The organism is Streptococcus sp. 27098_8_74, from assembly GCF_041431705.1.
GTDB lineage: Bacteria > Bacillota > Bacilli > Lactobacillales > Streptococcaceae > Streptococcus > Streptococcus salivarius_E.
The window spans coordinates 1-13795 of record NZ_JAPVYF010000022.1 but is presented as its reverse complement, the minus strand read 5'-3'; the positions used below and the strand labels follow the sequence as shown (position 1 = coordinate 13795).

13 protein-coding genes and 1 pseudogene are annotated in these 13795 nt (G+C 35.0%); 4 read left to right on the top strand and 10 right to left on the bottom strand.

What is annotated here, in order from left to right; genetic code table 11:
- Window positions 1–154 precede the first annotated feature (154 nt).
- The 6 genes and pseudogenes from O3670_RS10965 to O3670_RS08680 form a co-directional block, all read right to left on the bottom strand.
- The gene (locus O3670_RS10965; protein WP_488175571.1) at window positions 155–265 is read right to left on the bottom strand and encodes a multidrug resistance efflux transporter family protein; all 111 of its coding nucleotides are present in this window, start codon (window positions 263–265) and stop codon (window positions 155–157) included.
- Window positions 266–1201: pseudogene (locus O3670_RS08700) on the bottom strand (IS30 family transposase).
- Window positions 1202–1379: 178 nt separating this feature from the next.
- Entirely contained in the window at window positions 1380–3212 is a 1833-nt protein-coding gene (locus tag O3670_RS08695; RefSeq protein ID WP_014634651.1) for a GmrSD restriction endonuclease domain-containing protein, read from the bottom strand.
- 4 nt (window positions 3213–3216) lie between these two features.
- Window positions 3217–4566, bottom strand: a complete 1350-nt coding sequence (locus tag O3670_RS08690; protein ID WP_014634652.1) for a DUF262 domain-containing protein — start codon at window positions 4564–4566, stop codon at window positions 3217–3219.
- Between the two features lie 186 nt (window positions 4567–4752).
- A complete protein-coding gene (locus O3670_RS08685; protein WP_014634653.1) occupies window positions 4753–5196 on the bottom strand; it encodes an 8-oxo-dGTP diphosphatase in 444 nt (147 codons plus the stop codon).
- A gap of 60 nt (window positions 5197–5256) precedes the next feature.
- The gene (locus O3670_RS08680) at window positions 5257–5778 is read right to left on the bottom strand and encodes an RDD family protein (protein WP_262407722.1); all 522 of its coding nucleotides are present in this window, start codon (window positions 5776–5778) and stop codon (window positions 5257–5259) included.
- Window positions 5779–5995: 217 nt separating this feature from the next.
- On the opposite strand from O3670_RS08680, the gene O3670_RS08675 reads away from it, so the two are divergent.
- The 4 genes from O3670_RS08675 to O3670_RS08660 all read left to right on the top strand — a co-directional run bounded on the left by O3670_RS08675 (window position 5996) and on the right by O3670_RS08660 (window position 9604).
- A complete protein-coding gene (locus O3670_RS08675; RefSeq protein ID WP_073688068.1) occupies window positions 5996–6916 on the top strand; it encodes a helix-turn-helix domain-containing protein in 921 nt (306 codons plus the stop codon).
- Window positions 6917–6988: 72 nt separating this feature from the next.
- Complete coding sequence (locus O3670_RS08670; RefSeq protein WP_110981471.1) at window positions 6989–7825, top strand: ABC transporter ATP-binding protein; 837 nt, start codon at window positions 6989–6991, stop codon at window positions 7823–7825.
- On the top strand, window positions 7818–8537 hold the full coding sequence (locus tag O3670_RS08665; protein WP_270307346.1) for an ABC transporter permease: 720 nt from the start codon (window positions 7818–7820) through the stop codon (window positions 8535–8537). Before O3670_RS08670 ends, O3670_RS08665 begins: the two co-directional genes overlap by 8 nt.
- A gap of 155 nt (window positions 8538–8692) precedes the next feature.
- The gene (locus O3670_RS08660) at window positions 8693–9604 is read left to right on the top strand and encodes a helix-turn-helix domain-containing protein (RefSeq protein WP_293939075.1); all 912 of its coding nucleotides are present in this window, start codon (window positions 8693–8695) and stop codon (window positions 9602–9604) included.
- Between the two features lie 102 nt (window positions 9605–9706).
- Here the strand turns inward: O3670_RS08660 and O3670_RS08655 are convergent, their stop codons facing one another.
- From O3670_RS08655 to O3670_RS08640, 4 genes are all read right to left on the bottom strand, one after another.
- Complete coding sequence (locus O3670_RS08655) at window positions 9707–10600, bottom strand: hypothetical protein (protein ID WP_371596008.1); 894 nt, start codon at window positions 10598–10600, stop codon at window positions 9707–9709.
- Window positions 10581–11486: a hypothetical protein gene (locus O3670_RS08650; RefSeq protein ID WP_349955009.1), complete on the bottom strand. Its 906-nt coding sequence runs from the start codon at window positions 11484–11486 to the stop codon at window positions 10581–10583. The genes O3670_RS08655 and O3670_RS08650 overlap by 20 nt, the downstream gene beginning before the upstream one ends.
- A complete protein-coding gene (locus tag O3670_RS08645) occupies window positions 11452–12369 on the bottom strand; it encodes a hypothetical protein (protein ID WP_349955011.1) in 918 nt (305 codons plus the stop codon). Before O3670_RS08645 ends, O3670_RS08650 begins: the two co-directional genes overlap by 35 nt.
- Before the next feature lie 285 nt (window positions 12370–12654).
- Entirely contained in the window at window positions 12655–13725 is a 1071-nt protein-coding gene (locus tag O3670_RS08640) for a hypothetical protein (protein ID WP_350013443.1), read from the bottom strand.
- Window positions 13726–13795 lie beyond the last annotated feature (70 nt).

Genomic DNA, 13795 nt, shown 5'->3' with positions numbered 1-13795 from the left:
ATACCATCTTTTTCTGTAATATTTTTCATATAAATGAAAAACTTCCGAATTTGCCATTCGAAAGTCCCTTACTTATGTTTAATCTGAGCCTGTTAGCAGGCTATTTCCAATAATACCAATGGTTACAATAGCAATCCCAAAGAATCCCAAAAGGCTAGGCAAAAGCAGCCAGTAAAATCAAAAGGCTAGCACTCCACATCCAGGACCCACCCGAAAGATTCATATTTCGATTAAAAATGATAAATTGCAAGAATAAGTGCAACATTTAGTCAAACTCATCCTCTAGAGCTTCACAAGCAGTTCTGTAAGCTAAACATTTTCGCGGTCGGTGATTGATATCATATAAGGCTTTGTTCAAAGCCTCCTCAGAGATAGCGGCTAAATCTGTTTTCTTTGGGAAATATTCTCTTAGTAAGCCATTTGCGTTTTCATTGCTTCCTCTCTACCAGGAAGAATAGGCGTCCGCAAAGAAAAAGGGAATTCCTAAGTTCTCCACCAGAGGATAGCAGGCAAACTCTTTTCCCCTGTCTGAAGTGAAGGTTTTAAGAGTCTCTTTTGGAAATAGCCTACAAAGTTGTTCGATAGCTGAAAACATGGCTTTGGCTGTTCTATCTGGTATCTTGAAAGCTAAGTAAAAACGAGTTTTTCGCTCTAGAAAGTTCGCTAAACAGCCCTTACTTTTGCCTCTGGAAGACACCACAGTATCGAGCTCCCAGTGGCCAAAAGTCTCACGATTCCTGACCTCTTTAAGACGTTTGGCAATCGACGTGCCAATCCTAAATGTCCCACGTGTTTCTTTGGGCTGTCGACTTTTTCCCTTTCGGCGCAGGATGCTTAAATCCGGATCAATCAAACCAGCATAGAGCCAATTATAGATGGTTTTAAAAGCTACCATTGGCTTTTGTTCAAGCTGATAGCGACCACAAATCTGTTCAGGTGACCAAGAGGCTTTTAACCCCTTCTCAATTTTCTTTTTCAACTTTGGTGTCAAACAAGACTTCCGACCCTTTTGCTTAGCCCTGTGGTCGTACTGTTCCTGTGCTAAGACGGCGGAATAACCATTTTGGCATCGTCTTAACTCTCTTGAAATGGTAGACTTATGGACACCAAGTTTACTTGCAATTTGGCAAGATTTCAAACCTAAATCCAAGTAAGTTTCTATCTTTATTCGGTCGGTTATGGTAAGATGGGAGTAGCTCATAGTTTTTCCTCGGGTTCTGTTTGTGTGGTTACTTACAGTTTACACCAATGAAACGCTATGAGTTTTTTTGTTGCACTATATTTTACAATTTATCAAAAAGAAAAACTGCAATTTCTACTTTACAGTTTTCTTCTTTCCTATAATTTTTAGCTTTTCACTATTTTGAAAAGATTAACACTTATTTGTACTTTTCTATCTCCGTTTCTAATAGACTGAGCATGCTAGCATTGTGCTCTTTGACACTGTTATTATCCCATTTTCGATCATATTTCTTGAGCAGGTCACTCATCGCCTTCAACTTGGGACTTTGCTCTATTATATTTGGAAAATGCTCAACCTTCTCAATTGGAAACCGATTCGAAAACTTTGAATTGGCTGAAACAGTGATGAGAGCAAGATTCCCCAACAGATCTCTATTTTCAACAGTCACTGAATTATCAGCGTTAATAGGGTGCTGAGGGAAGAAATGTTCGATAGAATTTCTGAACTGGAATTGGAAATTGCTAAATTCAGATGCTCTATCCCTCGCCAACAGATAATCCAAATAAGTAAAGACAATCCGATCGATACCAAATCCACTTCGATTTCGATAATCTGAAGATTCAATTTTTTTGCAGCAATACTTTTCTAAGGTAGGGATAAGGAGTTTGCCATCTTGCTCTTTATTCACATTCGTCAAGACTCTAGCAATCCAGTGCATGGTCTTAGGGGAAGTATAGGTCACGCGCAGGCAAGATTCTAGGAGTCGTAATTGTTGATTATCCGTTCCTTCTTCTTGATCCATTGAGTCTAAAGTAGATTTATAGGATGGTTTTCTCCCCTTTTTATCCTCATACATGACGAGCTTTTGTAAAGACCATTTCCCTTCGACCTTGTATTCACCGATATATTCTCTTTTAATAATATAACGATCAAATAGATACCGATACTTCAAAAGAGCATAGATAAACTCCAAGGCCTTTTCTTTACTAGCCCATCTGTCCTTTAATAAGTCAAGGAATCGCTTATCATCTAATCCACTATCACGATCCGTCTCAGTCATCTCCATGGCTTCATTGACCTGCAAAAGAAAATTTGGAAAGTTAATGATAGACTCAAACCGTTCATTTTCTTCTTCCCTATCATCAATTTGATTAGACACAGTAGAATCCGGCGCTTGCAAGATAGTTTTTAAGGTAAATTGAGTCTCATCACTGTTATTTTCTGCATTAAAAATGTCACGAAGATCTGAGAAGTCAGCCACCCTCAGCATATCCCAATTTGCACTAAATAGTTTTTCACGTATTTTTACTGGGAGAACCATCTGAAGATAGTTGTCCATTTGTGCACAAGCATCCCAAATCGTAGCTGCAATTAGTTTATCTTTTTTGTCCTCTTCACTGAATCCATTTTCAGACTTGATAGCACCCAAAATCTTTGCTTTCACAATTTCATGGAGCTCCAATTGCTCTCCACGAGTATTCATGATCTCAAAATAGTGATTCAAATCGATATTTTGAGGAACCTGGGTTCGGATGATTGTTACAGTAGAAAACTTATCTCTAAACCGTTTTTTATAATCATCATTAGCGTTTTTGCTCTGGAAATATTTCTTAATTATTTCATATCCTTCTACTAACTCTTCTGAATAAAGAGAAGGCTCTTTACTATCCATTACAGTTTCGATCTCACCTAGAGTGATGTTCGATTTTTCTCTAGCTTCAAATTTCAAAGGATTTCTTTCTACAGAAGGATGATCCAGATAACGAAGAAGCAAAAACAAAGTAGTTAAGCGTTGCTGGCCATCGATTACTTCATAAACTCGAGGTTGGACTTGATTGACCACTAAACTGCCAAGGTAATATTTACTTGAATTAGTTTCGTCAAGATCATCAATATCCATTAGCAATTGCTCAATTTCATCTTTTCTCCATGCGTAATTTCGTTGATAGATTGGGATGACATAGTTGACATTTTCAAAAACATTGTCCACATTCAATTCATCTGGTTGAATATACTTTTCACTTCTCATTAGACTAGTCCTCCTCTCCAAATACTTTATCATAGAGTTTTTGATAGCGTTTTTTATTCACGTTGGAATTCTGGAAAGCTTCCTTTGAGATAATATCTAAAACAATGGTATCCAACCCTATCGGATCCTGCATTTCAGAAATCAAAGCAAAGAGATTCAATCCCTTATTGATACGATCTGATTGTCCTTGTGCGTACTTATTTACCGATTCTCTATAGACTGCTTTCATGATCAATCTTAGAGAATAAGCCCATCTATGTAGAAAAGACAATCTTGCAGGTGTCAATTCCTTCATACTGAATTTATCGACAAAGAAGATCAAAATATTTATGAAGAGATTATAAACATAGAGATCACCAGTTCCGTTTTTTATGACCTCTTCTTCATTAAATCTACTATCGACCAAGTTCACAATCTCTCTATAGAGGTTGGCATAATGCAAAGTGTATGAAAAGAATCTTTTTCCAGCAATCAAGGGTTGGGTTAACTGGAATTGATTCAAAGGAATTCCAGTTGTTAGCTCATACACTTTGTCAGCATTAAAACGTTCCACATAAAGATGAGAGGCTTTAGCATAAGTCGCAAAATGATGGGGATTCGAAGGTTTAATTCCCTTAAAAGTTTGAATATCTTTAGTAGAATAATGAAGGCCATTTTTGTTCTTATACCATCTCACTAAGGGGAAGAGATTGTCTGCAAAGAGATCCTCCAGTTCGCTTTGATTTTTATTTTCCCAAGCTTGTATGATCTCAATCTTATCACTTTCAGATTCATCATTCATTTCTCTCAAATGATAAGATTTCAACAAATCATGTGGAGAGAGAGCCTTCCCCCGAGAATTCTGGGAGTCAAAGAATTGAAAAGCTTCCTGCTCATCATTCGTGATAATCTTTACCAAAGAACAGTTATCAAGAAGATAATCAGCATACTTTTTAACTTCTTGTCCGTCAAACTCTCTTAGCTTGCGCTTGATGATTTGGAAATTATGCACGATCGCTTCTCTAGATAGTTCATTATATTCCTCATTCAGCAAGGATGAAAGATTAGCATATGATGCCTCTTGAAGTATCTCATACACCACAAATAAAAGAATAGAAAGAGTTGTTAAGCGCTGCTGGCCGTCGACAATATTAAGTTTAGAAGATGCGTCATTTATGTTTTCTCTGTGGAGTACAACAGACCCCATTCGATATTCTGGAATTCTATTCTTAAACGCCTCATAAGTATCTGTGATCAGTCTAAGTGCTGATTGTGTTCCCCAACGATACGGTCTCTGATAATTAGGAATCGCTAACCTTTCTACCATCATTTCTCTAACACTGACAATGCGCAAATTTTCATTCAAGTTTGACATTGAACAACTCCTCTATCTACTTCAATTTCTTTAAATACGGTTTTATATCACTCATTATAACATTTTAAGAAGTCAACTCAAGATTGATGACGAATTTTTATTTATGACAAAGAAAAACAGCCAACCATTGGGTTAACTGCTAAAAAAAGTTATCAAGTTAATTATTAAAAGAATCAGTATCCAAATTCACTTTAAATCGTACTTCCAGTCTTCTCCATCTTGGTAGTAGAAAAATTCAGACAGGTCTTCTTCAAGAAAGATACGAAGCATATCCTCCATATCTAGAGAGAGGTCTAGATTTGGCAATTCTTTCAGGTCCTCCCACCAGACTTCCCCCTCTTCAGAGGATATTAATTCTCCGTCAAACTTTTCTGTCTTATAAAAGAGAACTACATAACGAATGCCGTCTTCTACCCAATCTTTCATTCCACAAATCCGGGGAGAAGCAATCCTTAAGCCAGTTTCTTCCTTCACTTCACGGATTACTGCTTCCGTAAATGATTCTCCCGCTTCGACATGACCACCAGGAAAGGTTATGCCTGGCCAGTCCTTTTTTTTACGATCAATAACAAGAACTCTATCGCCGTCTCTTACCATACAAAGATTTGTAAACTCAACAGTCTCATTCATACAAATACTTCCTAACTATGTTTGTCTTTTTCTTTAAGGATAGGATAAACAATCTCTACCCTATTCTTCTTTTAGTTGCACTTGTGTATGTGCTAGTAGGTCTCCAAGATGCCTCTTATCTTTCCGAAACATCGTCATTGCCAGTAGCAAAACTGCGAGTAGAGTCGCTGAAAACGAGAGGATAATGGATAACACATCAAAATCACTATATAAGCCATGAATCGTGCCCATATGACCGAGTTGCCAAGGTAAAAATTTGATGACATTTCTAATCAAGCTAGCCTGCACTGTTTTTTTCTGGTAGACAAGTTCAAGTCCCGCTTTTACCTTCCCAAAACTGCCATAATTTTTATAATCCAAGAATGTGAAAAGGAGCGTGATTGGCAAAACAGAGGTGAAAAATACAAGCCACTGCGACTGAATTTCTGCAAACTCTGGGACACCATTAAAAAAGATGATGTAAATAAGCATCGAACTTAAAAACAGAAGAACTAAATAAGCTAGAATGAAAAGATAATCAAAGAGAAATTCAATCATTCTTTTTTTAAACGGAATAGGGTTTATTGCTAAAAGCTTCATCATCATCTCCCCCTTTCTCATCTCCTATTATAACATTTTTAATATTCTAAATAATATTTGAGAAGAATATCCGCTGGCTAGCGCCCTCGCAAATTGAGATTGTTTCATAATTGTAAACACTTGTAGGTTTTATTTTACACTACTTCTATTATGGCTTTTGGACTTTATTTCAATTTTACGTTATATTATTATTAAAAATCTAAATCATAAGGAATTATGTATGTCAGAAGATATAAAAATCGAGATTGGAAAAAGAATTCGTGAAGAACGTGAACGTCAAGGGTTAACACGTGAGCAAGTTTGTGATACCGAAGAAGAATTAACCGTCAAACAATTGATGAGAATTGAGCTCGGGCGTTCTTTACCAACTATTGTGAAGCTTCAATATATTAGTGATAAATTGGGAGTTTCACTCAACTATTTGTTAGGTGAAACACAAATAGAACTGCCAAAAGAGTATTATCAGATTAAATATAAACTCATGAAGTCTCCTGTTTACGGCGACCCTGAACGTATCAAGAAAAAACTAGAGGATATTGAAGACCTCTACAACAACTATATTGATATTCTACCAGAGGACGAGCTTTTAGCTATTGATCTCATTGAAAGATCTCTAAATTTTATGGTTGAGGAAAAATATAGTCTTCTTGAATCTGTATATGAAGACTATTTAACTCAAGCTTTGAAAAAAGAATCCTATTCCTTAAATGACCTTCTATTAATTTCATACTACGCATATAGATGTCAAGATTCTGACTATGATAAAGGAATAATTGACGAATTTAGACGTAAATTAATTAATCAAGAATTACAAGGTGAAGAGCTGTTTAATATTGAATTAATGGGTGCTCTAACATCTATAGCTGGTATTTACGTCATGCATCATGACTATAAAGACATGAAATCTGTTGTAGATAAATTGTATGAGATTATGCATTCAAGTATGCAACATTCCTATCAACCAGGTATAACAATATTTGAAGCAAAATACTATTTATATTATGAAAATGATATAGATAAAGCGACTGAGCTCTATAATACAGCTACCGTACTAGCCGAAGCTTTTGGTGACCAAGTCTTCATCAAAAATCTTAAAATGGAAATGGAAAATGATTTAGATACAAGTAACGAGTCAAAGTGACATAGATGTCCTTTTGATTCGTTATTTTTTTGTTTATACTCGTTCATATAATCAAATAGGAGAAATCAAGATATGACAAACCTTATCGTAGCAAAACAGTTAAGCAAAGAATTTCAAAAATATAAAGCAATCGAAAATCTAAACTTCACAGTTGAAAAAGGTGAAATTCTAGGTTTCCTTGGGCCATCAGGTTCTGGTAAAACGACAACAATCAATATCTTAACAGGTCAACTAACTCCTAGTCAGGGAGAAACTTATATTTTGGGCAAATCATCCCTTCAGTTAAAAGAAGATGATTTGTCAAAGATTGGTTTAATCACTGAAAATAGTGGCTTTTATGAAAAATTGACACTTTATGACAATCTTCTATTCTTCGCAAAACTCTATAATGTTTCGACAGAGTATGTTGATGATTTGTTAAAACGTGTAGGTCTTTATGACCATCGTAAAACCTTGGCAGAAAAGCTCTCCACAGGGATGAAACAACGAATGCTTTTAGTGAGAGCTATCATAAACAAGCCAAAAGTTCTCTTTCTTGATGAACCTACTTCTGGACTAGATCCATCAACCTCTCAAACCATTCATGCTCTTATTGAAGAACTAAAACAACAAGGAACAACCATTTTTCTGACGACACATGATATGCACGAGGCTACCATTTTATGCGATAAGATTGTACTTTTAAATAAAGGGAAGATTGTCGAAGAGGGGAAACCTGCTGAACTTATTCAGAAATATAATACCAATAAGATGGTAAAAGTGACCTACTGTTCAGGTCAAGAGAAAGTGATTTCCTTCTCTGAATTAAATCATATTACTGCTACTCAAGATATTCAAACCATCCATTCATGTGAACCAACTTTAGAAGACATCTTCATCCAACTGACAGGAGGGAAACTTAATGTTTAACCAATTCAAATCTTTACTATGGCTTAGAAAACGAGTTATCAAATCTAACAAAACCATTATCCTACAAATCCTCCTTCCTTTAGGATTTGCCTTTCTCTACAAACATATCTATGAGATTCAAGGTAGCCTAAACAATTCAATGAAATTCAATCTATTAGTCAACTGTTTAGCCTTATCCTTGGGTTCATCAGTTGGAAATCCAATCAGTACGATTGTTTCCGAAGAAAAGGAAAAAAATATTTTAAGAACTTTGTTTTTAAGTGGTGTTAACAGTAGGAACTATATCCTTTCCGTTTTATTTTATCCAGTGCTTATTAGCTTAGTGATGACAACTGCTATTCCGAGAATACTAGAACTAAATATTGAAAATAATTATAGTGCTTATCTTATCATCTCACTTGCTACAGCTTTAGTAATAATGTTGATCAACCTTTTCATTGGCTTAATCAGCAAAACTCAAGTATCTGCTCAAGTAATTAGTCTTCCAGTAACAATGATTAGTATGTTTATTCCAATGCTTTCAGGAATCAGTAAAGATTTTGATAATGTTGTGAAGTACAGTTATATGGGATTGTTCACGAAATCTTTAAATCACCTTGAAACATATAAGTGGCAAGACCAAGTAGCAAGCTCACTATCTCTGCTAGTCTGGTTACTCCTATTTATAACACTGACCATCCTACAATCTAAGAGATTACGAAAAATAGCCTAATATCAAACCATGACCATCTAAACTGAGTGTTAGATGGTTATTTTGTTTATTCCCCATCTTTTTCTCTAACCATAAAAAGACATATCTCTAGAGTCTTTTCATTCACATGATTTTAAGGTATATTATTATATAATTAAAACTCAAGGGAAATACAGATGTCTGAAGATATTAAAATCGAGATTGGAAAAAGAATTCGTGAAGAACGTGAGCGACTTGGTTTAACACGTGAGCAAGTTTGTGATACCGAAGAAGAATTAACAGTCAAACAACTGATGAGAATTGAGCTTGGGCGTTCTTTACCAACCATTGTCAAACTGCAATACATCAGTGATAAATTAGGTGTTTCCCTCAACTATTTGTTAGGTGAAACAAAACTAGACATTCCTGAGGAGTACTATCAGGCTAAATATAAACTCATGAAGTCTCCTGTCTATGGCGATTCTGAACGTATCAAGAAAAAGCTGCAGGATATTGAAGACCTCTACGACAACTATATTGATATTCTGCCAGAGGACGAACTTCTAACCATCGATATCATTGAAAGAACCCTGAATTTTATATCTGAAGAAAAGAAAGAAGATCTTGTTGAGATTGTATTTGAAGACTATTTGAATCAGGTATTGAAAAAAGAAGAGTATACCTTGAATGACCTTTTGTTGATAAAATACTACTCTGTACAATGTCAAGGGTCTTCATATGATAAAGCTACAATTGAGCATTTCCGAATGAAGTTAATAAAACAAAGATTGCAAGGTGATGAATTATCCAATGTGGAACTATTAGGGGCTTTATCAGCTATAGCTGGGATTTATGTTATGCATCATGACTATAAAAACATGAAAACTATTGTTGATAAAATGTACGAGGTCATGCATTCTATTATGCAACATTCCTATCAACCTGGGATAGCAATGCTTGAAGCAAAATATTATCTGTTCTATGAGAACAATAGAGATAAAGCAAATGAGCTATATAATAAAGCTATCCTACTAGCGGAGGCTTTTGGCGACCAAGTCTTCATCAAAAATCTTAAAATAGAAATGGAAAAAGATTTAAATACAAAATAGAAATTGTATCAGAAACACTTTAAATATAATTATTTTTATACAATACCAATCAAAGAAGCATCTGAAGTTGAACTCAGATGCTTTTTGATTAATTCAATTTTTTCACTTAAACTTTCCCTTATGCTTCTTCAAATACTTCTTCCCATACCATTCTTCTACTGACTTGTCTTCCCAGTCTCGGTATTCTTCAGGATATTTCCATTTGTAGTAGCCTTGCAGCATATAGGGAAACATGAAATAAATTTCAAAGGCAGCTATTAATATATTGAACACTAGAAATAAAAATAGAACGCTTATTCCTCCAATCAAACTATCTGCATTTCTTATTGAATCCGAAAATATCGTACGAAAAATTATCCAGAGTGCTACGACTATTCCACCATACTTGACAATGAATCTAAATACTCTATTAAATACTCTATCGCTCGGACTCTCTATTTCAGTACCACCATATAATAAATTTAGCAATGAGGTAGACTTATCACGTATCATATAAATGATTGTGAATAGAATTAATCCTTCAAAAGCAAACATTCCCACATAGCCAACAAGACCATAAAGTAAATTCATCAAGAAAAGATTAAGTTCAATTAGCAGCCATATTATAAAAGAAACCATAAAATGAAACTGACCTCTATAGATCAAAATAAACTGTTGGTTGAATCGTTTCCCTAATAGAATCAACAAAATCCATATTGCTAGCCCCATCCAAAATACCCAGTATGGAAGAAAATTAATTTCGGACAATCCTACTGTCAAATCTCTAGGATTAACATGATAAAATAAATGATTATTTAAAGCTACAATCAACCAATTAGGACCGATTATAAATAAGATCGTCAAAATCACTAACCAAATATACGACTTCAAGGTCCCTCTATATTTTTCTTTTTTTAGAGCATCCTGATAATTTTCCTGTGCAAATTTTCCTGAGACACTTTCATCTAAAAGATTTAAACTCTCTTCAAAACTGGCCCTAAAGATTGATTTCTTCATTCTTATCTTCCAACAACTCCTTGTGTTTCTTTAAATACCGCTTGCCATACCAGTCTTCTACTGACTTGCCTTCCCAGTCACGGTATTCTTCAGGGTATTTCCATTTGTAATAAGCATAAAGAAAATAAGGAAACTCCATAAAAATAAGCATTGCAATTATACCGATATTCATTACGATCCAACATATGAAGAGACCAAAAAGAGTTACGGAAGGGGAAAAATTAATGGATAAGGATTTTAAAATATAATTAATAATCACACCCAAACCCAGTATACCTGCTCCATAAATAGAAATACCTTTGGCAATTTTATCTAGTAAGGTAGGGGTATTAACTTCTCCATACATTCGGCTTTTCAAACTTTTAAATTCTGTTCTTAACATCCAATAAATTAAGGTTAAAAAAATACAAACTAGGGCAAAAAATCCTAAAGTTGTTATAAATGGCAATGCTAAACCAAGAGTAGCGAGGTCGAACTCTATAACAAACCAAATCAAAAATGTTGTGACGTGAAAGTGAGTTCTATAAGGGATAATAAATAAGGGCTTGAGAGCTTTTCCAATTAACACGAAGGAAAGCCAAATCAATAACCCAATTACATAAACTGGAGCTGTTAAAAAATTGTGATTGGATATAGGAATAGTTAAATCTTTTGGATCACTGCTATGAAGCATTATTGAAAAAGCAAATAATAAGAAGTTCAATCCGATCGGAAAAATGAGTGTCAATACACCATATAAGAGAGCATTTTTGAAATAGCCAACTATATTACTTGGGGTTTTAGATACTTTTTTATCTTGTTCTTTCAATTGATACTGTATAAACCCATCATCTTCCAGATTTAAACTCTCCTCAAAACTTGCTTTGAAGATTGATTTCTTTTTCATGTTTATCTTCCAACAACTCCTTGTGTTTCTTTAAATACCGCTTGCCATACCAGTCTTCTACTGACTTGCCTTCCCAGTCACGGTATTCTTCAGGGTATTTTATTTTGTAGTAACTTTCTAAAAAGAAAGGGAACTCCATGAAGATAACCATTGCCAATAATCCAATATCTATGATTATCCATGTCAAGAACATACCTAACAAAGTCAAGCTTTGTGAAACTGCTATACCCGAATGCGATAAGATTATTTTGATGATTACAGCAAGTCCTAGCACTCCTGAACCATAGGTAGCGATTAGGCTTGCTATCCTATCAAGTAGCGTCTCTCCAATCTTCTCGCCAAATAAACAAGTGGTTAAACTTTTTTTCTCCATACGGAGGAATATTAGGGCAATGATAAACAAGAAAATATAAATAAACCAGATTCCAACTGAGGTTAGGGTCGGGAGGGCTACAGTTATGGCCAAGAGATTGAATTCAAGACAGAACCAAAATAAAAAGGTCTCCATATGGAAGCGATATCTGTATGGACGAATAAATGGTTTACGAACAAATTTTCCAATAAGTACAAGTAATAGCCATATGAAACAGCAAATCAGAAATAATTCTGGGGTCAACAGTGACGGCTTGTGAACAGGCAAGGTTAAATCTTTGAAATCTGCAACATCCAAAGAAGAGGCAAATAAGGCACAGAGAAAATTACATCCGAATACAAATAAGACGCTGTAGAGAATACTTTTTATTCTAAAACCAATACTTGGCTTTCCATTGTTTAAGCCTTTGCCCAGTTTTTCGTAATAGTCTTTCTTTATATACTGAAGTAAAGCATCATCTAATAGATTTAAAGATTCTTCAAAACTGGCTTTAAAAATTGATTTTTTCATTTCTTAACCATCACCTCTCTCTTACTGTAATCAAGTCTGCTATTTGCGTCCCTCTCCGGTTTAAGCTACTTTTCTATTTTGACTTTTCCCTGTTCATAGCCTGAATACCAACTGCTTTCAGGACTAACATAATCTAGTGGTTCATTATCTGAACCGTCACCCACAAGAAGTAGGGTACCATTGTTGAACAGACAATTATATGTCTCTGAATCTTTAGTGAATTCATCATTTTGGGAGTCATAGTGATAGGTTTGCTCTCCCTCCACATCCTTTAGAGTAATCTGCTCACCGTCTATTTTTATCCAAAAATTTTTTATCAATTGTAGCTGTTTTTGTTGATCGATTTTTAACGATGAGATAGTAAATACCATCATCTGATTTTTCCTCATCAATAGTGGTATTAATAATCCCCAGAAGCATTAGAGCTGGTATAATCAAGAGCAACCATAACCATTTTTTCTTGTTCTTTTTAGGTGTCTCAAGTTCTAGACTTGGCAAATCGACAGTTAGAGGCTCGATTTTCTCTAACCCCTGTTCTAAATTTTTGGTAACTCCTTCACCTTTATTGCCCAACCACTGTCTTGCCATTCGTACAAAGTACAGGCGCTCATCTTCTTGTGCAATCTCTTCAAACAAGTTTTGGGATTGAGTCTTATTTCCTTTTATTAGCTCATTTAAGGCTTTAAAATACTGAAGTTCAAGTCGTTCAAAGGCTTGTGGAGCAGTTGCTTGATTAAAGAAATCATTTGGTTTCCTCTCCACAAGGATATCGTACATAGCAAGAAATTCCCTCTGTTCGACTTCTTTTGCTTTCTCGTCTTTAAAGTTTAGATAATGGAGTGATTTTAAGAGGTCATCTTTGCTGATTATTTTTCCAGAAAGTAAGGATGCTTTCAGGGAAATAAACCATAGAAAATCAAGGTAAGGCTTCCTAATACCTGCAAATTGTAATTCCTCTGCTTGGCTGATGACCGATGGGAAGTCGCCAATCATGTAAGCATAGGTAATAGATGCAATCCTAGCATTGATCTGATTCTTTTTACGACGAGACTTACCATACCGTTGAATCGAATCATACCAGAAATCCAAACCCATCGTTCCTTTAAGGATCTTTTGAGTTTCCCCTACAAGTAAGCTATTTAAGTAATTTTTTAATATAAGGACTAGACCAACGACGCTTACTAAAGCGATCAACTGTATAGTGGAATTTTCTAAAAAGAGCCATCTAAGGAAAAATAACAAAATAATAAGTAATACAGTAGTGATACGTAAAATAAGGGTATATTTTTTCCAAATCCTCTTATAATCCATCAATTTATCTCCTATATTCATTTTTGAAATAGACTTACTTTTCATTATATCTGATTATTTAGCATTCGCAAGTTCACCGATAAGCTGAAAAAGAAAACACCCAAAGGGGTGAATA